At 36.3% G+C, this 22,646-nt stretch carries 19 protein-coding genes; 16 read left to right on the top strand and 3 right to left on the bottom strand.

Features of this window, described 5'->3' with window-relative positions; all coding sequences use genetic code 11:
• Positions 1 to 75: 75 nt before the first annotated feature.
• The 14 genes from HZI73_RS06450 (at position 76) to spoVAE (ending at position 13,876) form a co-directional block, all read left to right on the top strand.
• Complete coding sequence (locus tag HZI73_RS06450) at positions 76 to 2,715, top strand: valine--tRNA ligase (RefSeq protein WP_212697435.1); 2,640 nt, start codon at positions 76 to 78, stop codon at positions 2,713 to 2,715.
• A gap of 850 nt (positions 2,716 to 3,565) precedes the next feature.
• On the top strand, positions 3,566 to 4,864 hold the full coding sequence (locus HZI73_RS06455) for a bifunctional folylpolyglutamate synthase/dihydrofolate synthase (RefSeq protein WP_212697436.1): 1,299 nt from the start codon (positions 3,566 to 3,568) through the stop codon (positions 4,862 to 4,864).
• A gap of 2 nt (positions 4,865 to 4,866) precedes the next feature.
• Entirely contained in the window at positions 4,867 to 5,013 is a 147-nt protein-coding gene (locus tag HZI73_RS06460) for a hypothetical protein (protein WP_212697437.1), read from the top strand.
• Between the two features lie 15 nt (positions 5,014 to 5,028).
• Positions 5,029 to 6,441 carry a tetratricopeptide repeat protein gene (locus HZI73_RS06465; RefSeq protein WP_212697438.1) on the top strand — a complete coding sequence of 471 codons (1,413 nt, stop codon included), beginning with the start codon at positions 5,029 to 5,031 and terminating at the stop codon, positions 6,439 to 6,441.
• Between the two features lie 786 nt (positions 6,442 to 7,227).
• The gene (locus HZI73_RS06470; protein WP_212697439.1) at positions 7,228 to 7,617 is read left to right on the top strand and encodes an S-Ena type endospore appendage; all 390 of its coding nucleotides are present in this window, start codon (positions 7,228 to 7,230) and stop codon (positions 7,615 to 7,617) included.
• A 216-nt stretch (positions 7,618 to 7,833) separates the two neighbouring features.
• Entirely contained in the window at positions 7,834 to 8,673 is an 840-nt protein-coding gene (locus tag HZI73_RS06475; protein ID WP_212697440.1) for a phosphatase PAP2 family protein, read from the top strand.
• A 102-nt stretch (positions 8,674 to 8,775) separates the two neighbouring features.
• Positions 8,776 to 9,117 carry an anti-sigma F factor antagonist gene (gene spoIIAA, locus HZI73_RS06480; RefSeq protein WP_246552373.1) on the top strand — a complete coding sequence of 114 codons (342 nt, stop codon included), beginning with the start codon at positions 8,776 to 8,778 and terminating at the stop codon, positions 9,115 to 9,117.
• Between the two features lie 90 nt (positions 9,118 to 9,207).
• Positions 9,208 to 9,645, top strand: a complete 438-nt coding sequence (gene spoIIAB, locus HZI73_RS06485; RefSeq protein WP_212697441.1) for an anti-sigma F factor — start codon at positions 9,208 to 9,210, stop codon at positions 9,643 to 9,645.
• Positions 9,646 to 9,657: 12 nt separating this feature from the next.
• A complete protein-coding gene (sigF, locus tag HZI73_RS06490; protein WP_212697442.1) occupies positions 9,658 to 10,374 on the top strand; it encodes an RNA polymerase sporulation sigma factor SigF in 717 nt (238 codons plus the stop codon).
• A 424-nt stretch (positions 10,375 to 10,798) separates the two neighbouring features.
• Complete coding sequence (locus HZI73_RS06495) at positions 10,799 to 11,419, top strand: stage V sporulation protein AA (RefSeq protein WP_212697443.1); 621 nt, start codon at positions 10,799 to 10,801, stop codon at positions 11,417 to 11,419.
• Positions 11,419 to 11,856, top strand: a complete 438-nt coding sequence (locus tag HZI73_RS06500) for a stage V sporulation protein AB (RefSeq protein WP_212697444.1) — start codon at positions 11,419 to 11,421, stop codon at positions 11,854 to 11,856. The genes HZI73_RS06495 and HZI73_RS06500 overlap by 1 nt, the downstream gene beginning before the upstream one ends.
• A 30-nt stretch (positions 11,857 to 11,886) precedes the next feature.
• Positions 11,887 to 12,339, top strand: coding sequence for a stage V sporulation protein AC (gene spoVAC, locus HZI73_RS06505; protein ID WP_212697445.1), 453 nt, complete (start codon positions 11,887 to 11,889; stop codon positions 12,337 to 12,339).
• A gap of 144 nt (positions 12,340 to 12,483) precedes the next feature.
• Positions 12,484 to 13,515, top strand: a complete 1,032-nt coding sequence (gene spoVAD / locus HZI73_RS06510) for a stage V sporulation protein AD (protein WP_330619695.1) — start codon at positions 12,484 to 12,486, stop codon at positions 13,513 to 13,515.
• A 1-nt stretch (position 13,516) separates the two neighbouring features.
• Complete coding sequence (gene spoVAE / locus HZI73_RS06515; RefSeq protein ID WP_212697447.1) at positions 13,517 to 13,876, top strand: stage V sporulation protein AE; 360 nt, start codon at positions 13,517 to 13,519, stop codon at positions 13,874 to 13,876.
• Positions 13,877 to 14,086: 210 nt separating this feature from the next.
• On the opposite strand, the gene HZI73_RS06520 is transcribed toward spoVAE, so the two are convergent.
• Complete coding sequence (locus tag HZI73_RS06520; protein WP_212697448.1) at positions 14,087 to 16,810, bottom strand: transglycosylase domain-containing protein; 2,724 nt, start codon at positions 16,808 to 16,810, stop codon at positions 14,087 to 14,089.
• 296 nt (positions 16,811 to 17,106) lie between these two features.
• Here HZI73_RS06520 and HZI73_RS06525 point away from each other — a divergent pair, with 296 nt between their 5' ends.
• The gene (locus HZI73_RS06525; RefSeq protein ID WP_246552374.1) at positions 17,107 to 17,592 is read left to right on the top strand and encodes an HD domain-containing protein; all 486 of its coding nucleotides are present in this window, start codon (positions 17,107 to 17,109) and stop codon (positions 17,590 to 17,592) included.
• 249 nt (positions 17,593 to 17,841) lie between these two features.
• Here HZI73_RS06525 and HZI73_RS06530 read toward each other — a convergent pair whose 3' ends face one another.
• The gene (locus tag HZI73_RS06530) at positions 17,842 to 20,508 is read right to left on the bottom strand and encodes a transglycosylase domain-containing protein (RefSeq protein ID WP_212697449.1); all 2,667 of its coding nucleotides are present in this window, start codon (positions 20,506 to 20,508) and stop codon (positions 17,842 to 17,844) included.
• 387 nt (positions 20,509 to 20,895) lie between these two features.
• Between HZI73_RS06530 and yunB the strand changes: the two genes are divergently transcribed.
• The gene (gene yunB / locus HZI73_RS06535) at positions 20,896 to 21,606 is read left to right on the top strand and encodes a sporulation protein YunB (protein ID WP_212697450.1); all 711 of its coding nucleotides are present in this window, start codon (positions 20,896 to 20,898) and stop codon (positions 21,604 to 21,606) included.
• Between the two features lie 201 nt (positions 21,607 to 21,807).
• Here yunB and HZI73_RS06540 read toward each other — a convergent pair whose 3' ends face one another.
• A complete protein-coding gene (locus HZI73_RS06540) occupies positions 21,808 to 22,479 on the bottom strand; it encodes a hypothetical protein (protein ID WP_212697451.1) in 672 nt (223 codons plus the stop codon).
• Positions 22,480 to 22,646: the final 167 nt, after the last annotated feature.

Below are 22,646 nucleotides of genomic sequence, written 5' to 3' on the forward strand. Positions count from 1 at the left end.
TAATCAGATACCATATTAAAAGGAAATAAAAGAATGGGTTATACAATATATCCATTAAAATACAAGGAGGACGTTATGGCAAATCTAGACAAAACCTATGATCCTTCCAAGGTTGAAGGAAGATTATATGAAAAATGGATGGAGAAAAAATATTTCCATGCAGAAGTAGATAGAACAAAGGATCCTTTTTCTATCGTCATTCCCCCACCAAATATTACGGGTCAGTTACACATGGGACATGCTCTTGATAATACCATGCAAGATATTTTAATAAGGTTTAAGAGAATGCAGGGTTATAGCACATTATGGCAGCCTGGAACTGACCATGCCAGTATTGCTACTGAAGTTAAGATTGTTAAGAAGATGGCTGAAGAAGGTCTGACAAAAGAAGACCTGGGACGAGAGAAATTTTTAGAACGTGCTTGGGATTGGAAAAAAGAGTATGGTAGTGTCATTGTAGATCAGCTTAAAAAGCTAGGTTCATCTTGTGATTGGGATCGTGAGCGATTTACCCTCGATGAAGGGTGTTCAAAAGCTGTAGAAGAAGTGTTCATCCGCTATTATAAAAAAGGTTATATCTACAAAGGCGCTCGATTAGTGAACTGGTGTCCAGTTTGTGAAACCACCATTTCAGAAGCAGAAGTGGAGCACGAGGAGAAGAATGGACATTTCTGGCATATTAAGTACCCTGTTGTAGGGGAAGATAGTTTTGTAGAAATCGCTACAACCAGACCCGAAACATTACTGGGTGATACAGCCGTAGCTGTTCATCCAGAAGATGAAAGATACCAACACCTTATAGGTAAAAAAGTGGTTTTACCACTAGTCAATAAAGAAATTCCTGTGATTGCAGATAAATATGTAGATAAAGATTTTGGAACAGGTGTTGTAAAAATTACGCCTGCCCATGACCCTAACGATTTTGAGGTTGGGACTAGACATGATTTACCTCAAGTGAATGTGATGAACGATGATGGAACCATTAATAAACATGGTGGTGTCTATGAAGGTCTTGATCGTTATGAAGCTAGAAAACGTATGGTGAAAGATCTTGAAGCCCTTGGTTTACTGGTAAAAGTTAAAGACCATGCGCATAATGTAGGCATGCATGACCGTTGTAAAACGGTTATTGAACCTCTCATTAAACAACAATGGTTTGTAAAAATGGAAGAGTTGGCACAACCTGCTATTCGTGCATTAAAATCCGGTGAGTTAAAGTTTGTACCAGAGCGCTACGGGAAGATATATCTACACTGGTTAGAGAATATCCGTGATTGGTGTATCTCCAGACAGTTATGGTGGGGACATCGTATTCCAGCTTATTACTGTGAAGACTGTGGTGAAGTTGTGGTCAGTAAAGAAGCACCTACAACCTGTGGAAAATGCTCTTCTACCAAGTTCCGTCAAGATGAAGACTCATTGGATACTTGGTTTAGTTCAGCCTTATGGCCCTTTTCAACCCTTGGATGGCCAGAAAACACCGATGAACTGGGGTATTTCTTCCCAACAAACGTTCTTGTAACAGGTTATGACATCATCTTCTTCTGGGTAGTGCGAATGGTCTTCTCGTCTATGGAATTTATGGGAACCGTGCCCTTTAATACCGTTCTTATCCATGGATTGGTTAGGGATTCACAAGGGCGTAAGATGAGTAAGTCCTTAGGAAATGGTATTGACCCATTAGAAGTCATTCATCAGTATGGTGCCGATGCCCTGCGTTTAACATTGATATCAGGTAATGCACCAGGGAATGATATGCGTTATTATGATGAACGAGTAGAAGCCAGTAGAAATTTTGCCAATAAAGTATGGAATGCATCAAGATTCATCCTTATGAATTTTGAAAATCATACACATCGCGAAGTAGCGCTTGACGAATTAATACCAGCAGACCGTTGGATTCTATCTAAGGTCAATAGCTTAGTGAAAGAAGTTACAGACAACATGGAGAAATATGACTTAGGTATTGGTGTATCCAAGTTATATGATTTTATCTGGGAAGAATTCTGTGATTGGTATATTGAAATGGTGAAGCCTAGACTCTATAACGATGAGGATACCACCAAGGCAGCCGCGTTATGGACCCTTAAGCAAGTGTTAATTACATCTCTTAAGTTATTACACCCATACATGCCTTTTATTACAGAAGAAATTTTTACATTTATACAAGATAGAGAAGAATCCATTATGATTTCCAGTTGGCCAGAATACAAAGATGAATGGAGTTTCAAGACAGAAGAAGGTGAGATTGAGCTGATAAAAGAGGCAGTACGTAGTATTCGTAATGTCCGTGCACAGATGAATGTGCCTCCTTCTAAAAAAGCAAAAGTGTTTGTAGTTTCCGATAAAGAAGATGTAAGAAATACCTTTGAAAAAGGTAAAGTATTCTTTGCTACCCTTGGGTATGCTAATGAAGTGATGATTCAAGCAGGTGAAGAGGGTATTGATGAGGACGCTGTATCTGCAGTGATTAATGATGCAACCATTTTTATGCCGTTTGCTGAACTTGTGGATATTGAGAAGGAGATTGAGCGTTTAGAGGGCGAAGAGAAGAAGCTTCAAGGTGAACTTGATCGTGTAACCAAGAAGTTAGCCAATGAGCGTTTTGTGAGTAAAGCTCCTGAAAAAGTTGTGGCTGAGGAGAAGGCTAAGCTTGAGAAGTATTCGAGTATGATGGAGCAGGTGAAAGAGAGATTGGTGCATTTGAGGAAGTAAGCTGTTAGTACCGGTTATGTTTTATTAGAGGTTATGTTTTATTGTAGAGCCATGTTTAATTGTGTGTTAAAATCGACAACGGAACTTATGTGTAAACCCTATATCATGTTCATACACTCTCGTTGCATTTGTTGCTTTTTATCTGTTTAAGAGGAGAGCAACAAGCTGCAAAAGTCGTTATGAACATGATATAGGGTTATTGTATTGGGTGCCACTTTCGAGTGAGTAAGAACCGTGTATATAGCATATAGAATGGTTTAGTTAAGTGAAAAAGTAAGGTAGAGAGATGTTAGAGAAATACGAAGAGATACTTAATAAGAAGAACTATAAGAGAAAGATGGAAGAAGTATAATGGGTACTATACCTATTCTCAGAAAACAAATAATCTTCATCGATTAGCTAAGTTTAATCATCCTTCCACAGGCATAATAAGCGGTTTTTAAATGGCTACAAAGTGGCAGTAATTCACTAAGCATATAGCATGTTCATAACGATTTTTGCAGCTTGTTGCCATTCCTTTAAAACAAATCAAGGCAACAAATGCAACGAGAGTGTATGAACATGCTATATGCTTTTACGACCCATCCGTTGGGTAAAAACAACCTCACTATACCACAATAACTAAAACAAATCAAAACAACAAATATAATAAGAGCATATGAACATGCTATATGCTTTTTACAACCCATCTGTTGAGCACATATCTTTTCACTAACACAAAATGTTAAAAAACATAATGCGTTAAATTAATCAAATCTTAATCCTATAGTTACTTATACATATTGAAACCTCAGTACGTATATGATACCATTTACATAGAGGTTTATCATTGACTTGGAGGTAACGACTTTTGAACTATAATCAGGTAGTTAATTATATACTCGATATTCCGAAATTCGCTGTGAAAGCTGGACTTGATAACATACGTGTTTTACTAGAGTTATTAGGAAATCCTCAGGAAGATTTTAAAATTATTCATGTTGCAGGGACCAATGGAAAAGGATCGGTTTGCAGCATGTTATCCCATATTTTAACTGCTCATGGTTATCGGACAGGACTTTTTACATCACCGCATCTGATGAAAATCAATGAACGCCTTAAAATCAATCAAGATGATATAAGTGATGATATGTTTTGTCAAGTGTTTCATGAAATTTATGAGAAAATTCAAGAAATGGTTGAGAAGGGTCATAATCACCCTACTTTTTTTGAGGTTTTAGTAGCCATGGCGTTGCTGTATTTTAAAAAAGAACAAGTGGATTATGCTGTTTTAGAAACGGGTGTTGGTGGGCGGCTTGATTCCACCAATGTAATAGAGAAGCCAGTATTAACCATTATTACACCTATTGGGCTGGACCATATGGCTGTATTAGGAGATACCATAGAAGCTATCGCGCAAGAAAAGGCTGGCATCATTAAAGAGGGACGGCCGACTGTTCTGTATTATAACAAAGAGGTAGTTTATGATGTGGTTTCAAGGGTGTGTCGACAAAAAAAGTCAAAATTATATAGTTATGGTGATTTTAAGTACCATATTTTGAAAATAAACAAGAAAAACATTGATTTTTCCATAAATAACAAGTATTATAAGTATGAAAAGGTTTATTTACGAACGATAGCCCATTATCAATTGATTAATGTATCTATAGCTCTTACAGCAGTAAAAGTGTTGATTGACTGGGGTTTATCATTATCAGAAGAGAAAGTGATAGAAGGTCTTGCTGCATTTACTTGGCCTGGTAGAATGGAATTTTTAACAGATAATATTCTAATAGATGGGGCTCATAATGCATTAGGTATGCGTATGTTTGCCCATGAGATAAATACACACTATAAAAACCAAGAATTGACCATTTTATTTGCTAGTATGAAAGACAAGCCATATACTGACATGATTAAGGAACTAAAAAAATGTCATAATATTAATAAGGTGATTTTAACGCAGATAGAAAATGATAGAGCAGCTTCTGTGGATGAACTAAAAGATGTTTTCCAAAAAGAAGGTTTCTTGGACATTCAGTGTATAGAACAGATTGACCAAGCATTAGCCTATGTAAAACAAATAAGTCTAGAAGGTTCTATGGTGTGTTGTATAGGCTCACTCTATCTGGCAGGTTATATCAAGGGTGAAATTGAAGAGGAGGATTGACAATGATTAATTTTGAGGAAGAAATTAAAAAGTTTAAACCATGTTTAGAAATTGAAGAAGCGGAAGAGTCCATATATGCCTATGATTCAAAAGACGTATCGGATATTTTACAAGAAATGATTCGGGAAATTAAAAATGATGATAAGTAAAGTGGTGGGATTATAATGAAAGATGTATGTCTAAAATGTGGGAATAAATTGGATAGTGACCGTGTATGCACAAACTGTGGTTTGAAAATCGACATCTATGAGAAAATACAAAACGCTTCAAAACTATTGTATAACCAAGGATTACAGAAAGCGAAACTTAGGGATTTAAGTGGCGCTATTGATATATTAAAACGTAGTTTGAAATTAGATAAGAACAACATTGATGCAAGGAACTTACTAGGTCTTATATACTTTGAATTAGGAGAAGTGGTATCAGCACTTCAGCAATGGGTTATTAGCAAGCATATGAAGGAAACAGACAATATTGCTGTAGGCTATATTGAACGTATTCATCATAATCAACATAAGCTGGATACATTAAATACAGCGGTTAAGAAATATAACCAAGCGATTCTTTATATTCAACAGCAGAGTGAAGACCTTGCCATTATTCAACTTAAAAAAGTCATTAGTCTTAATCCTAACTTTGTAAAAGCGTACTGTCTCTTGGCACTATGTTATATCCATCAGAATAGTCATAGCAAAGCAAAACGCTATTTATTAAAAGTATTGTCTATTGATAAGAATAATTATGTGGCCCTTAAGTATTATGAATCCATTACAATAGATGAAGAAGATGCAGATGAAGCATTGCATCATAGACCAGATAAGAAAAAACAAGAAGTTGCCTATTCCCGACCAACAGCAAAAAAAGAAAATAGAATGAGTACGTCCATCATGCAGATTGCTTACGTCATTTTTGGCGTGGTTATCGGATTAGCTGTTGCTATATTTTTAATTAATCCTGGTCAGGTTAAGGGAAAAACCAAAGAGATTGATGATTTAAAGAAACTTATTGCCTCCAGTGAAACCGAATATGAAGAGCAAGTGGGCACATTAACCAATGAAAATGGACAACTTAAGAAAGATGTGGATGAGAAAACAGCACTTATCGCATCCTTACAAGAAAAAGATGTTTTCTATGATGCTGTGGACTATCTTCAAAAAGCTACGGCTTATTACTTGGGGAATGATTTGTTAGCTTCAGCCAATGAACTTATTCAGATTAATACCAATGACTTAACATCCACAGCAACCAAAGAACTTTATCAAAAACTCGTATCAGAAACCTATCCCAAAGTTGCTGTAAAGGGCTATAATGAAGGCTATAAGCTCTATAGTACTGGAAAGCGAACCAGAAATAACAGTTATTTTGAAGAAGCTTTGGTGCAACTTCAAGCAGCCCATCGATTTGGCAGTCATTCGGATATTGATGATAAGGTGATGTATTTTATTGCAAGAAGCTATGGTTACTTAGGAGAAAACCAACAAGCCATTGATTACTACAATAAAATGTTAACCAATTATCCAGACTCTAAGTATAAAAAGGATGCGCAGTTTTTCCTCAATCAACTACAAAGCAATTAAGTGTTCAATCCTATAAATGAAAGCCTATTGTACAGAAATGTACAATAGGCTTTTTTAATGCGTAAAGATTAATGGATCCCATACGTAGGGGTAGTACATATTCCAAGCGACCATGTTACAAGGGATTATGGAGCTAGGGAGACACCGATAGCAGAGCTTTGACTCGTTGAATTGTCTGACATAAAAATGGCCAAGTTGTAACACATAGTTTTTTCATACATATAGTATATTAGAAACCCTAATAAGACAGAGAAGGGGTTGGGGACAAGCTGAGGAAAGTACGGAAAGGGGGAGATAAAGATGTGCTTTAAGAGAAAACCCAAATTAGAAAAAGTTGTTAAGACCGATAAGAAAAGCTTTTGGGATAGTGAGTTTGTATGGTGGCTTGCTTTTCACCAAGGGTTTTGGCATTAAGTAGACAAGCTATCGTGTAAGGGGTTACACATGTATAGATCATAGCATTATAGAAAGGGTTTCTAGATAAAAGGGCAAAACAGGATTATAAATAGATTCGATAAACACAAACAGATATTTGGATTATCTTGTGACTCAGCCCTTTCAGCAATATATCATCAGGTTCTAATGTTACAATGAATACTATCGTATCTATTTATATAATATGCTTTGTAATACGCGTCATTTGGTCCACAATGATGGCGCTGCAATTATGCATTATCTAACTAATGGTAGGAACATTTGTTGAAGTAATAATTTAAGTAAAGGAGTATCTTAATACAAACCATATGAATATGGTATAGTAAGTACGGAGAATGAAGAGGCATCACCATGGTCTATAAAAAAACAGAATGTCAATCGAATTTAATTAAAGATGTGATCAAGGGCGCTATACATCAAGAAGCCAATACCGGCTCACAGGTATTATGGCGAGCTATTGGTATCGATCCATCAGGTAACATTAAAGTTGTGAATACATCTGATTGTGCAATGGAAATTACCATTACTCGAAAAGGTGACCCAGAACAAGTAACCATGATGGTATTACCTTATAAAGAGCGGGTTATGTCTGTGTCTTGTATGGAAAGAGTAGAGCTTATTGCCATTGGTTCCAATCATACCATATGCACTGGTAAATTTTGCTTAGACATCTATTATTGCTTATCTTGCTGCACATGTCATGAACCATCGGAAAAATGTGTGAAGTGGGAAGGCAGATGATAATTTGACATAGGGCTGTAACGTCATGTATGATGAGACAGCTTTTTTGGGTAATTGATAAGTATAATACATGTTTTTCTCATATTATTATATATATATAGTATACAAAAAGTCTCTATGCAGGTTCTTAAGTCGTTGGCTTATGCCCCAATAGGATGACATCATAAAATTAATGCTATTTATATGCGGTAATGAGAGGAAAGGGTGTTGTTACATATGGAACTTATTAAATTTATTCAATCATTTTCTAATCCATTTTTAGATGAGTTTTTTCAGCTGGTTACGATGATGGGAGAAGATACGTTTTTCTTCCTTGTCATGACGCTATTTTTTTGGTGTGTGAATAAAGAAATGGGTTATAAACTTGGGTTTGCTTATATTACCAACGTTATGCTTAATGTCTATTTAAAAGAGATCATTAGAATACCTCGACCTGTTGGGGAACCAGGCATACGTTCCCTCAGGTTAGAAACAGCTCAGGGGTTTTCCTTCCCCAGCGGTCATGTTCAGAGGGCCACATCACTCTTTACTTCCATGATGCTCTATTGCAGAAGAAAATGGTTTACTATTGTAGGATCAATCATGATTTTTCTGGTTCTGGTTTCACGCCTATATCTAGGAGTACATCGTTTAATAGATTGTATTGCAGGTATTATCATAGGTGTTATTTGGGTGCTAGTTGTCAATAGAATAATGAATTATATGTTTGAATCCGGTAAAAAAAACATCTTATATTTGTTTGCAATACCTGCTATCATTGGTATGTTTATTTTTAGAACAGAGAGTTTCTATAAAACCGCAGGTGTCTTAATCAGTTTTATTATGGGCTACATGATTGAGTCCACATATATTCATTATAATCCTCAAGGCAAATTATGGCAGCAATTGATTAAATACTTATTTGGCATTAATATGCTTATACTGTTAAAGTCCATGTTAATTGATCTACTGTCTACAAGTTTAATGGGTACATTTCTAACCTATTTTATCCTTGGTTTATGGGTGATTGTGATTGCACCATGGTTCTTTCAGTGGGTTTTTCCAGTAGAAAATTAACATCTGGGGTATCTTTGTTAAAAAGATTAGAAAATAAAAAGGAAAATGGAAATAAATGGTGAAATATATGAATATGTAAAAATTTTACAATAAGGAGGAGAAATGGTGGGGATGAACTGCAAAATCATCAAACGAAATCTAATTGTCCATGTATCCGAAGAACTCGATCATCATAATGCTGAAATCATTCGTAATAAAATCGATAAAATCGTTGTAAAAGAGAATATAAAATGCGTTATTTTTGATTTCTCCCATACAAAATTTATGGATAGTTCGGGTATAGGTGTTATCATTGGCAGGTACAAGAATATTAAAAATAGAGGGGGAAACGTTGTCGTAGCCAGTGTGGGACCTAGGATGGACCGGATCTTCAATATGTCAGGTCTATACCGCATCATTAATCGCTACGAAAACGTAAAAGAAGCCTTGAATGATGTATCCTAGGACATGTTATAATAAATATAACGGATAAAATAACCTGCATGAGCAGGTCCAGGTATGAACTATAGGAATATGAAGTTTAGGGGGATAATAATGAAATACGAAAATGAAATGAACATTGAATTCAGTAGTAAGTCACAGAATGAATCTTTTGCTAGGGTTGTTATCGCTGCTTTTGTGGCACAGCTTGATCCTACCCTAGAAGAACTATCGGATATAAAAACAGCCGTATCAGAAGCTGTAACCAATGCCATTATTCATGGTTATGACGAATATCATGGTCATGTCCATATGTATTGTAAAATAACAGATAACAAGGTATACATTGAAATAAAAGATTTTGGCAAGGGTATTAGCGATATTGAAAAAGCAAGAGAACCGCTCTATACATCAAAACCTGAATTAGAGCGATCAGGCATGGGCTTCACCGTGATGGAAACCTTCATGGATGAAGTGGAAGTAGAAACAACGGCAGGCGTAGGGACTAAAATCATCATGAGAAAAAAAATCGCTAGCATAGAGAATGTGTAAGAAGGTGTAAAAATGGATCACACACTCGAATTAGTAAAGAAATCCCAAGAAGGGAATGGGAGAGCTAGAGAACAGATTGTAGAAGAGAACATTGGCTTAATATGGAGTATCGTAAAGCGATTTTCCAATAGAGGTTATGATCTTGATGATTTATTCCAGATAGGTAGTATTGGCTTATTAAAAGCCATTGATAAATTTGATTTATCTTATGATGTAAAATTTTCTACGTATGCTGTACCCATGATTATGGGTGAAATTAAAAGATTCATGCGTGATGATGGTATGATTAAAGTGAGTCGTTCACTAAAAGAAATCGCCAATCGGGTACGTATTCATAAAGATATCTTAAATAAAAAATTAGGCAGAGAGCCTACCATCGATGAAATTTCTGAGGAAATAGGTACGTCCGTTGAAGAAATTGTCATGGCAATGGAATCCAATGCAGAAGTAGAATCACTCTACAAAACCATCCATCAGGGAGATGGACATCCTATCTTTTTAATTGACAAATTAGAGAAAAATTTTGATGAAAATGTGAAAATGATTGATAAGATAGCCCTTCGTCAAGTGATACGTCAATTATCACCAAAAGAAATGGAACTTATTATTCTAAGATATTATAAAGATAAGACCCAAACAGAAATTGCTGAGAAAATTGGTATTTCACAAGTACAAGTATCCCGGCTAGAGAAAAAAATACTCAGCCAAATAAAAGAAAAATTATCGTAAAGTACAACTTAAACCATAAAAATTAGTTGTGTATGACTTTTATTTATAAGTATCGTGTTGCCAAAGTTTTGGGGCATACGATATCTTGTAGCAGTTATAGTCATGCTTACCTTTTGTGGATTAACCTAAGCATAAAAAAATCTTTGTTTATCAAAGATTTTTTTTTGTGATTTTTGTTTTATCAATATACGAAAAATGGTTTCTTATTATTACCAGAATAGGAATCTTGAAACATAGAAAAAATATTAATAGTCTATTTTTTAAATTAGAGGTGGAGAAAATGAAATATAAAAAAATATGGATTACTTTGCTTATGTTATTACTCATTATGGTATCCATAGTGACTTATTATTATATGCAGAGGGAGACCAATATTACGTACCAAGGAACTTTTTTATGCCGCATCTTGTAAGGGATGGTGACAATGGATCATATTTATATTAAAGCTGATAGGAAAGTACAAATTATTAGCACAAAAGATGTTCTTATACGAGATATAGCAAAGATTGAAGGGAAAAAAGAAGTTGTGGATCGTATCTATAAATTAAGAATAATGAAGGTAAATGGGAATGAAAAAAAGAATTATTTATTGTCCATTTTACAAATCATTAAAAAGATCCAAGAGGTTTTTCCTGATGCAGCCATTCATAATGTGGGTGAAGAGGAGACGATTATTTCCTACAGTCCCTTTAAAAAAGAATCCAAACATAAGCTTTTGATTAAAGTGGTGAAGGTTGCATTCGTCTGTCTGATTTTATTTACTGGTGGTGGTATTGCTATTATGACATTTCATACTGATGCAGCCGTTCCTGATGTTTTTGTACGACTCTATAGTTTATTCTTAGGACATGAAAACCTTAATCCAATTATTATTGAGATACCTTATTCAATCGGTATAGCTACTGGTATCATTGTTTTCTTTAATCATTTTTCATCAAAACGGTTAACAGATGATCCAACACCTATTGAAGTAGAGATGCGACTATATGAAAGAGATGTCGATGATTGTATCATTCAAAATCTTAACCAAGAAAGGGAGCAGTAATGGGGTACTTAGGCTATATTATATTAATCATTATGGGGTTTGGTGGAGGTGTCATTGTTTCTGGAGGTGTTTTTGCATTCATAGCCATTATTGGTATTGTACCTCGTCTCGCGCAAAAGACACAAACGCAAGACTGCATTTCCATTTATGAAGACGCTATTATGTTAGGCGGTGTTTTTGGAACCATTATTATGGTTTCGGGGCTTCGGGTTATGTTAGGTCATTTTTTTGCTGCTCTATATGGTTTTTTCGCAGGTATCTTTATTGGTTGTTTAGCAGTATCACTTGCTGAGATACTTGATGTTATACCCATTATTACAAGGCGTTTAAGCCTAAAAGTAGGTATGGCCTATTTTATTGTTGCATTAGCTATTGGTAAGTTAACAGGGTCTTTATTATATTTTATCATTCCGGGGTTTTATTCCCTGAAAAAATAAAAGGATATATTATGAGAGGAGATAGAGGAAATGCCAAATATCAATGAACAAAAAAAAGCGTATCAAAAGTTAGTGGACCAAACATCACCCAAACCTAATTTATTTAAAAATTGTTTATGGGCTTTTGGTGTTGGGGGACTTATTTGCTGTATCGGTCAAGTCATCAATGATGTGTTGATGTATAATGCTGGCTTATCAAAAGATACAGCTGCTACTTTTACCAGTATTATATTAGTTTTTCTAGGTGCTTTATTAACAGGTCTTGATCTCTATGACAGTATTGGTAAAAAGGCAGGAGCAGGTTCTGTTGTCCCTATCACAGGTTTCGCCAATTCTGTGGTTTCACCCGCTATAGAGTACAAAAAAGAAGGGTATGTATTTGGTGTAGGGGCTAAGATTTTTACCATTGCAGGACCGGTTATATTATACGGTGTTCTATCGTCGGTTATTGTTGGTCTTATCTATTTTATGGTAGGGGTATAATGATGTATACAAATAGACATAATACGATGTTGAAAAAATAGATGGTTGATAAGTTATTATTTGGTAGTCTAACTTGAATTGACAGATAAACATGAATAGTTTGCGCATTATAACATAAGAACTTGGTAAGAAAGGATGAAGTATATGGGTAGTCAACTGGGCGAACAAACCATTGGCTTTACAAAACCACCGATTATCGTTGGCTATGGAAATGTAGTTGGTCCAAAAGAAGGAGAAGGCTTATTAAAGCAATATTTTGATCAAATACTTGAAGACTCACTGTGGGGAGAGGAAACTTGGGAAAAAGCAGAAAGTAAAATCCTAAAAACAGCTATTCAGTTAGCCATTGATAATGCCAAAATAACAAAGCAAGATATACGTTATCTTTTTGCAGGTGATTTACTCAATCAGTTAACGGCGAGTACCTTTGCTATTCGGGATATGAACAGAGCTTTTTTTGGTCTTTATGGTGCATGCTCTACTATGGGCGAGTCTTTAATATTAGCGTCCATGGCAGTTGAGGCCGGTTATGCGAATTATGCTTTAGCAGCTACATCCAGTCATTTCTGTGGCGCTGAGAAACAATTTCGTTTCCCATTAGAGTTAGGTAACCAGAGACCTTTAACAGCCACATGGACCGTAACGGGTAGTGGAGCAGTTGTATTAGGTCAAACAGGCACAGGTCCTAGGGTTACCCATGTAACACCAGGTAAAATTATTGATTTAGGTATAAAAGACGAAATGAACATGGGTGCTGCCATGGCACCCGCAGCAGCAGATACCATTATTACGCATTTTAAAGATACAGGTCGAACAGCAACGGATTATGACCTCATTGCTACAGGGGATTTAGGTAGTGTTGGTAAGGTCTTAATACAAGATTTAGTCCAAAAAGAAGGTTATGATTTATCTAGGAACTATACAGATTGTGGTGTGGAAATATTTGACCATAAGAAACAAGATACCCATGCTGGTGGCAGTGGGTGTGGTTGTTCAGCCGTTACGTTAACAGGTTATATTCTAAAAGAAATGGCAAAGGGTACGTTTAATCGAATATTATTTGTACCAACAGGTGCTTTATTAAGCCCTATCAGTAATTTTCAAGGAGAAACCATACCTGGTATCGCCCATGCAGTTGCCATTGAAAACGGACAAGGGTTAGGAAAGAAGGGATAATATGATGGATTATATAAAAGTCTTTGTGACGGGTGGTATTATCTGTGTCATTGGTCAGATACTCATGGATAAAACAAAACTTAAACCAGCAAGGATATTAGTCATCTACGTATCCGTAGGTACTTTCCTTACAGGTCTTGGTTTGTATGAATATATAGTGGATTGGGGTGGAGCAGGAGCAACGGTACCCCTTATTGGATTTGGTTATGCTCTAGGTGTTGGTGTCATGGAAGAAGTGAAAACGGCAGGTTTTCTAGGTGTTTTTACCGGTGGGTTAACAGCAACGGCAGGAGGTATTACTGCCGCATTAATATTCGGATATCTGGCTGCTATTTTATTTAATCCAAAAGATACAAAGTAAGAAACCTAGGGTTAAACCACACAAAAAGCAGTTTAATACACCTTGCTGCAAGATGTTGTTGCCAAAGTTATTAGGGTATATTATAGCTTGTAGCAAGTTTAGTTATCCTTACTGATAGTGGGTTAACCATCTAAATAAGGGCTATTCTATCAAGATACAGTTTCCTTAAGTTACTTGATAGAATAGCCCTATTTTTTGTCGTCTTAATGACTATTCATTATATATAAATGGTGGTGGTGAATAATAATCATTATTCAGATAAGGTGGTATAACATTGTCATCCGGTTCTTTATCCTCAGATGGGATAAAATAATGGTCTTCATTCTTTTCTAAAGCTTCCTCATAGAAGTCTGTTGGTAATTTAATGTCGGGTTTGGCTACTTGAGGACCATGGATATGACAATACTCGCCTGTCATACTATAGGGAAGCTCATATCTGCGATCTTGTATTCTTGGTGGCTTACGTGGGTCCCAAGTAGATGGTACAAGAGGATCTGGTCGTTTGATATAGACTTTGGTGTATTTATCCGATGCAGGACAATATTTATTGGCAAAGAGTCCTGAAGCTGAACACATGGTGTGTTTTATATGGACATCACATGTTTCAGTGGGTACGGTGCCTTTTACAAAGTATTCTTGACGTATGGTAGAACCTCTGGGGTCACGATTACATAAACCCGTAACAGCTAACTTACCGGATTCACTGCATATGGATGCACGTATAATACCAGCAGGTCGTTCAAATTCTTTACGGGGAAGTCCTTTATGGATTTCCTCCATGATTATACGCCATAGCAGTTTATGATAACTGCGATTGTACACTTGTCCTTTTGGTGTATCATAGCCCATCCATATACAAGCTGTATAATAAGGGGTATACCCTGAGAAGACTAGGTCTTTCTTTAGGGTTGAGGTACCCGTTTTACCGGCAATGGGCATGCTGACATTTTTAAATTTTGCAATGGTTGCAGTACCTTTTTTGATAACATCTGTCATGGCATCTGTAAGCAAGAAGGCAGTTGTTTCTTTCATGACTTGCCTTGTTTCTGGTTGTGTATGTTCTATTAGGATAGACCCATCATGATCTAAGACTTTTGTGTAGAATATGGGTTTAATATACGTGCCGTTATTGGCTATGGCACCATAAGCGGCTGTCAATTCTAAGAGATTAACACCTTTGGTTACACCTCCTAGAGCTAATGAAGGTGTTTTGTCCGTGTAGATTTTTCCATTTATGACTTCGCGTTCAACTAAGGTGGTAAACCCTAATTTTTTTAGATAATCAAAGCTTGTATCCACACCAACATCCAATAAGGTTTTAACAGCATGTATATTCATGGACCATGTAATACCATCTCTTACGGTGGATAACCCTTTATAATTATATTTATATTTACTGCTGTCATACCAGTTATGCACTGTCCAAGGCTCACTATTAGGGGAGGGTGCATAAGAAAAGGGTACATCATCTTGGATAGTTGCTAATGTATAGCGGCCTGTATCAAGAGCAGGCAGATAAGCTGCTAATATTTTAAAAGTAGAACCAGGATGCCTTGCGGTTTGGGTTGCTCGGTTTAGAAGCTGATTGCCCCATTTTTCCCCACGACCTCCCGCAATGGCTTTTACATGGCCCGTATGATGATCCAGTATAACCATGGCTGCTTGGGGTTGGGGAACAAGAATCTTAGATTCTTCAAGTATCTCGTCACCTTCTTCAACCCACGTTTTCTTCAGTTCTTCAACATAAGCATCTGCTTGTTGATTAGTATCAAACTCTTTTTCTTTATAATAATGTTTGGTTCCGATATCTTTTTTATTCACAGATAAGCTATACATCACTTTCACAGAATAATCCTCGTGAGCTGGCGGGTAATTACTTTCATCTAGGAAGGCTTGATCCACGATTTCTTGCATATGCACATCTTGTGTAATATAGATGCTTAATCCGCCTCGGTACAAGAGGTCATAGGCCTCTTCTGAGGTATAACCGTGTTGTTCTACCAAATCATTTTTTACACCAACGATGACTTCATCGACAAAATAGGAGTATTTAGATTGGCTGGTATGGTTATCCGATACCGCTTGAATATTGGCATAGACATCTTCTGCGTATGCAGCATCATACGCTTCTTTCGTAATGAGCCCTTGTTCTAACATCTTTGATAAAACAAGTACCTGTCTTTCTCTATTATGTTCAGGGTTGGAAATAGGATCATACCTTACAGGGTATTGGGTAATACTCGCTAATACAGCGGATTCTGCTAAGGTCAACTCCGATACATCTTTATTGAAATAACGATGAGTTGCAGCTTGTACACCGTTAGTGCCCCGCCCTAATGCTACCGTGTTGAGATAAGATTCTAAGATGGTGTCTTTGTCCACATGTTGTTCCAGTTTTATTGCTAGATATTGTTCTTGAATCTTACGCTTAAAATTTTGGTCATTGTTAAGTACATTGTTCTTAATAACTTGTTGGGTGATGGTGCTGGCACCTTCCCCCGTTAAGTCTTTGTTTTTTATGTTGCTAATAATGGCTCGAAAAATACCTTTCATATCAATGCCGCCATGTTCGTAAAAGCGCTCATCTTCAATGGCAACAAAAGCATTTTGGAGGTGGAGGGGCATCGTATCAATTGGTGCATAGATACGATTGGCATCTGCTCCATGCAGTTTAGCTATTTCATCACCACGTTGGTTATAAACAAAGGTTGTATAGCCTTCTGGTAAAAAATCTTTTTCATAGTCAATCGTAGGAGCAGAATCAATAATAGCCATGGTAAGCCCAATACCCGCACACACCATAAGCCCAAGGGTGAAAAGAAGGGTTAGGATAACAATACGTATAAACGATGTACTGATTGACTTTTTTACTTTAGTGGATTTTGAATCCAAATTCTTTTCTTTTTTGTGATTAGAATCATGACCATAGTTCATAAACGGGCGCTCCTTCAACAACATAAGATGATTTTTCCTGTATAGTAAAAGGATGGCATTTTTTAGATTGTATTATTCAAGAATTCATCCGTTGTCTGGGATTCATTCTTTGACCAGATTTTTTTCATTTAGGACTTTTCTTTCCTGTATTTTTCAGTATACTAGAAAGAGGTGAGTACGAAATTTATGCATGAATCATTAATAAGATGATGTTACACAGGTGACGTCATAAGAATAAGTCAGCATATACAAAATGAATGTGTCTTAATGAATGAATGAGATGGAGAGTGATTGACATGACAGGGCGAATTAACTTAATATTACAGAATCCTACATATAAGCAATGTTATGATAAGATTGCAGCATGGGAAAAAGACAGGAGCCATTGTAAACATGATTTGACCCATTTTCTAGATGTGGCAAGGATTACTTATATTTTGACACTTGAAGAGGATGTAGCCATTAACAAAGAATATATCTATGCAGCAGCATTACTACATGATATTGGCAGGCACATGGAATATGAAGAAGAGGTACCTCATGATAAAGCGGGTGGAGCCATATGTGTACCTATTCTACAGGCGTGTCAATTTAACGAAGAAGAGATAGCATGTATCCAAGAAGCCATTTTATCCCATTGTAACCCTTCAGTTAAGGAACATAAAAATTTAGCAGGCTATTTGTATCGAGGAGATAAGATGTCCAGAACTTGCTATAGTTGTCATAAGGTGGAGCAATGTGAGTGGGAAAACAAGAAGAAAAATTTGCAGATAAGACGGTAGAGGGATTTTATAGTTGGAAAACAGGGTATCATACACAATCAATCTTTAAAAAACGAACATATGATTTTACTTGGTGATTTAAAAAATATGGATACGAAAAGGGAGCAAAACTAATTTTGCTCCCTTTTGCTAGGTTGTTATGGCTAACAACCACTTATATTGTATTAAGTTTTAAAACAACTCAATGAAATTTTGAAGATAGACCATTTCATTATCTTTTTGGTATAATTACTCACCGTGTGTAATCATTTAATCATCTTCTTCATCGTCATCATTTTCAGGTTCATTGACACTTACTGGATCATTTGGCTCTAAAGGATTAAAGGGTTGTGGATCTGTATTGTCTGGCGGGGTATTACCTTCATTACCATCATCAATTAAATCTTGAGGAAGAGGATTAATAGGTGGTTCAATAACAGGTCCATGAATATGACAGATTTCACCAATCATGGTTGGCTTCATTTCATAGCCAAGGTCTGCAATGTCAGGAGGGTTATTAGGATCCCAGATGACAACAGCTGGGTCACGCTGTATGAATACTTGATCAACTTTATCTTCTTCCGGACAATACTCAGAAGCAGGTAAGCCAGATACTTTACACATGGTTACTTTATAATGAGTTGTACATTCCTCTTTAGGCACAGTCCCTTTTGCAAAGTATTCTGTACGAACAGTACCCTTTCTTGGGTCTAAATCACATAACCCTTCAACGGCTTTCAGACCAGATTCTGTACAAATCGTTTCAGTTACAATGCCTGAAGGTCTAGTAAACTCTTTTCTCGGTAAATCCTTGTGAACACGTTCCATGACGTAACGCCACATTGTTTTATGATAGCCTGCATAGGAATCTAATGTTTTAGCATAATCGAAACCTTGCCATACGACAGCCGTATAGTAAGGGGTATAGCCTGCAAAGAGGATATCCTTATCATCAGATGTGGTGCCTGTTTTGCCTGCAATGGGTTGGGTTTTAAAATTCACTTTTCTACCTGTACCCCTTACAACAGCATCCACTAAAGCATCTGTTAGAAGAAACGCCGTTGTTTCTTTCATGACTTGTCGTCTAGCAGGCTGTTTTTCTAAAATAATCTTATTATCATGATTTAAAACTTTGGTATAGAATGTTGGCTCGATGTATTCACCATTGTTAGCAATTGCCGCATAAGCAGCTGTTAATTCAAGCACAGTTACACCATGTGTAATACCACCTAGAGCCAAAGGTAAAACTTTATCTGAATAAATCTGACCATTATTTTCTTCACGGTCAGCAAGTGTTGTAAAACCAAGTTTTATTAAGTAGTCATAGCCTGTTTGTGGTCCTATGTCATGTAAGGTTTTAACGGTAATAATGTTCATGGAATGGACAATACCTTCACGAACCGTTGATAAACCTTTGAATTGCTTATAATAGTTCTTGGGCCAGATTTTATTCTGTCCGGGGAATTTAGTGGGTACATCATCCAGTACGGTTGCAAGGGTATAGCCTGCTGTATCAATAGCAGGAAGATAAGCTGCAAGTACTTTGAAGGTTGAACCAGGCTGTCTAGGTGAATCAGTAGCTCGATTAAGGATTAAGTTCCCTTCCTTTTTGCCTCGCCCACCGACCATGGCTTTCACTTCACCGGAATATTGGTCCATGATGACCATAGCGGATTGTGGCTGAGGAATTAATGTCTTATTTTCTCCTACCACTTCATCATTAGGACCGATCATATCTTTTTTATACTGCTCTATAAAAGCGTCAAGCTCTTGATCAGTTTCAAATTCTTTTTCTTTGTAGTAATGTTTGGTACCTTCTGCTTTTTTTACAGAAAGAGAATAATGCAAACGAATACCATAATCTTCATTTTTTTTAGGGAAATTATCCTCATTGGTATAAGCTTCATCAAGTATTTTCTGCATTTCAAGGTCTTGATTAATATAGATACTGAGTCCACCACGATATATTTGGTTCTCTGCTTGCGCTTCTGTAATACCCTTTTGAATCATAAGGTCTTCTTTGACTCTTTTATAGACCTCATCCACATAATAGGACTGAGTAGAACTAGAAGGCATGTTATTTTTTACAATTTGTATGTTATTATACACATCTTCTTTCGTGGCAGCATCATATTCTGCTTGTGTGATGTTTTCATAATCCAATAACTTTTGAAGAATAATGGATTGACGTACTTTGTTATTTTCTGGGTTAATCACAGGGTCATAATAAGTAGGTCGCTGGGTAATGGCTGCAAGTACAGCTGATTCTGCAATGGTGAGTTCACTAACGTCCTTATTGAAGTACTTATTGGCTGCAGATTGTACACCATTGGTACCTCGGCCTAATGCTACGGTATTTAAGTAATTTTCCAGTATCTGTTCTTTAGAGGATTTCTTTTCTATTTCCATAGCCAAATACTGTTCTTGTATCTTACGTTCAAAAGTTTCTGCGTTGGTTAATACATTATTTTTAATAAGCTGCTGAGTAATCGTACTCGCACCTTCGCTCAAACGTTTTTCTTTTAAATTGGTGAAAATGGCTCTAAAGATACCTTTTAAATCAATACCGTTATGTTGCCAGAAGCGTTCATCTTCAATAACAATAAATGAATCTTGAAGATATTTAGGTATTTCATCAAGCTCTTTAGGTATACGGTTTGCGTCTGTTCCATATAATTTGGCAATTTCATTACCATTTTGATCATAAACAAAAGATGCATAACCTTCTGGAACAATGTCATCCACACTGATTGCTGGGGCTGCGTCAATGATGGACTTCACAAAACCTATGCCTGCACAAACACCGACGATGATAAAGAGTAAAAATGCAAAAGCCAAAATTTTTACAAATGATGTACTGACGGTTTTGGATGCCTTGTTCTTTTTAGAATCAAGGGACTTCTGCTTTTTTTTGTTTGATTCCTTACTAAAATTCATAATTTGCCTCCTTTGTACAGAAGCTATTATATCAAATGTAAGGCTATATAGAAAGGGATTCAGGCAATTTGGTATAAATTTAATAATTATTTAATGTTATTCATATATTAGCAATACCGCCGTAACCCGCCGTTTATAAGGGGGTTGAAACAATTAGAGCAACTTGGATACCAGGTGGTATACGATAATGTGACAGAAGTTTTAATGATACGTTAAGAAATGGCCGTAAAACCTGAAAAATAGCCGTTTTGAAGGCTTTATCATATGAAATATAATTGAATGAACATCATGTAGACAGACACATAATCCGTATGGCTATCATATACTTAGTATAAGAAATTTTGAAATGACTGTGATAACAGCCTTTCAATGACATAGGAGTAGTATATGAGAAGAAATATAAAAGGGGTAAAGCCCCGTTGTCGAAGTCGAAAGAGGCGTATCCTAGCCTATGTATTCCTTTTTCTTTCACTAAGTTGTTTTCTATTTGTGTTAACGTATAAATATCTAGATGATAAAATATTACCTATTGTCGTGGCCATGTCACAGATGAAGATTCAGACCATAGCAACCCAATCCATTAACGATGCTGTTCAAAAAACTTTGGAAGAAAAGAACATCGACACAGATGAATTGGTAAAGTACTTTTACAATGAAAAAGGCGAGATTATATCAAGTGGTATTGATACCATTCGGATTAACCAAATCTGTGCAGAAGTCATACATAAAATATCTGAAGAAGTGGATCGTTATTCAGATGAAAGTATACCAATACCTTCGGGTAATCTAATAGGTGCAAGTATTTTTGCGAATACAGGACCATACATAAAAGTACAGATTATGCCTTATGGCACAGCTACCATTAATTATGACCGTGAATTTCGTTCCACAGGTATTAACCAGTTAAATCACCGTGTTTGGTTGAATATTGAAACAACCATGCAAGTGGTGGTTCCATTAGCTTCAGAAAAAGTGACCGTTACCCAACAGGTAACATTAGTTGATCAAGTCATTAATGGTGTTGTACCACCAAACTATGTGAATGTACCGGGAAGTAATCTCTTGGATGTTGCTCCAGGAGAGTTCAATAAATATTAGTAAGCGTTTATGATATAAAAAGATGTGATTAGGTTTTTATCAATATAAGGTGTTAAATAATATAAGAGGTTAAGCTTTTAATACCCCCTATATATAGTGGGGTAGCTGTCACCATGAGTGGGCAGCGCATATGCTTAACCTCTTATATTGTCTATTTGTCGTTGTTTAGTGTGGTTCATCTTACCTTCCATGTAGCGTATACTAGGTAAGTGGTCTATCACTTAATTTTGTAACGGTTATAATAGGACTAAAGGCAATGGTTTGGTTAAAAGAAACATTATAATTAAAGTTAACGAAGTTGAGTCTAATGGCAGCAGACGATTCCGTCATGTTGACAAGAAAAGTGCTTGTGATGCTATCACTAATGGTCCCTTTGGTAACAATACCGGTATCTCGAATAAGCTTTGGCAAGACGTTAGCAATGTTGACAGGTTCTATGTGAACGACAACTTGATAAAATTGACCAAGATCAATGAAAGTCGGTGGTAGAAACGTATAGCGTACATTAAGGGTAACTAAATAAACCCCAGCAGATGGAAAGTTAAACGTGTCATTTTTTACGGTATGGGTAGACAGGGTAAAGCCGCCCTCTTGTAAGAGTGATTGATGGTCTGTTGCTAATGGAATAGGACCAGCAGCAGATAAAGCTGTGGATAAATTAGGGTCTAGAACTTGGGCAAAGTTTTTTTTACAGCAGCAAGCATGGTATTGGTTTTTGTGGTGCTTACAAACTTGGTGCTTACTGGGGTCTTGACCGGAATCCGCCAAAGTATCTTGCCAATTAGCGATGCCTAAATCGTCATCAAAAGCATTTGGTTGATAATCATCTTCAGGATAACAGATAGAATCTATTTCGATATTATTGTTTGACATAGGATATTCCTTTCAAAGTTATGCTCTACTATAAACTATGTAAGAGTGAATAAATGAGTGCCATGGATTAGGAATACAAAAAATATTGTAATTAAATGAGGTAAAGTTATTGAAATTTGGTTGGTTTTTAGGTATAATTTAAATAGTATTTGTAATTAGAACTACTA

The organism is Vallitalea pronyensis (assembly GCF_018141445.1).
In the GTDB taxonomy this organism is placed as follows: Bacteria; Bacillota; Clostridia; order Lachnospirales; family Vallitaleaceae; genus Vallitalea; species Vallitalea pronyensis.

Excerpts from the sequence above, each read along its gene's own strand:
- sigF (WP_212697442.1), top strand. The coding sequence starts at position 9,658 with ATGGATCACACACTCGAATTAGTAAAGAAATCCCAAGAAGGGAATGGG.
- yunB (WP_212697450.1), top strand. The coding sequence starts at position 20,896 with ATGAGAAGAAATATAAAAGGGGTAAAGCCCCGTTGTCGAAGTCGAAAG.
- HZI73_RS06495 (WP_212697443.1), top strand. The coding sequence starts at position 10,799 with ATGGATCATATTTATATTAAAGCTGATAGGAAAGTACAAATTATTAGC.
- HZI73_RS06460 (WP_212697437.1), top strand. The coding sequence starts at position 4,867 with ATGATTAATTTTGAGGAAGAAATTAAAAAGTTTAAACCATGTTTAGAA.
- HZI73_RS06500 (WP_212697444.1), top strand. The coding sequence starts at position 11,419 with ATGGGGTACTTAGGCTATATTATATTAATCATTATGGGGTTTGGTGGA.
- spoIIAA (WP_246552373.1), top strand. The coding sequence starts at position 8,776 with ATGGTGGGGATGAACTGCAAAATCATCAAACGAAATCTAATTGTCCAT.
- spoVAD (WP_330619695.1), top strand. The coding sequence starts at position 12,484 with ATGGGTAGTCAACTGGGCGAACAAACCATTGGCTTTACAAAACCACCG.
- spoVAE (WP_212697447.1), top strand. The coding sequence starts at position 13,517 with ATGATGGATTATATAAAAGTCTTTGTGACGGGTGGTATTATCTGTGTC.
- HZI73_RS06465 (WP_212697438.1), top strand. The coding sequence starts at position 5,029 with ATGAAAGATGTATGTCTAAAATGTGGGAATAAATTGGATAGTGACCGT.
- spoVAC (WP_212697445.1), top strand. The coding sequence starts at position 11,887 with ATGCCAAATATCAATGAACAAAAAAAAGCGTATCAAAAGTTAGTGGAC.
- HZI73_RS06450 (WP_212697435.1), top strand. The coding sequence starts at position 76 with ATGGCAAATCTAGACAAAACCTATGATCCTTCCAAGGTTGAAGGAAGA.
- HZI73_RS06525 (WP_246552374.1), top strand. The coding sequence starts at position 17,107 with ATGACAGGGCGAATTAACTTAATATTACAGAATCCTACATATAAGCAA.
- HZI73_RS06475 (WP_212697440.1), top strand. The coding sequence starts at position 7,834 with ATGGAACTTATTAAATTTATTCAATCATTTTCTAATCCATTTTTAGAT.
- HZI73_RS06530 (WP_212697449.1), bottom strand. The coding sequence starts at position 20,508 with ATGAATTTTAGTAAGGAATCAAACAAAAAAAAGCAGAAGTCCCTTGAT.
- HZI73_RS06540 (WP_212697451.1), bottom strand. The coding sequence starts at position 22,479 with ATGTCAAACAATAATATCGAAATAGATTCTATCTGTTATCCTGAAGAT.
- HZI73_RS06520 (WP_212697448.1), bottom strand. The coding sequence starts at position 16,810 with ATGAACTATGGTCATGATTCTAATCACAAAAAAGAAAAGAATTTGGAT.
- spoIIAB (WP_212697441.1), top strand. The coding sequence starts at position 9,208 with ATGAAATACGAAAATGAAATGAACATTGAATTCAGTAGTAAGTCACAG.
- HZI73_RS06470 (WP_212697439.1), top strand. The coding sequence starts at position 7,228 with ATGGTCTATAAAAAAACAGAATGTCAATCGAATTTAATTAAAGATGTG.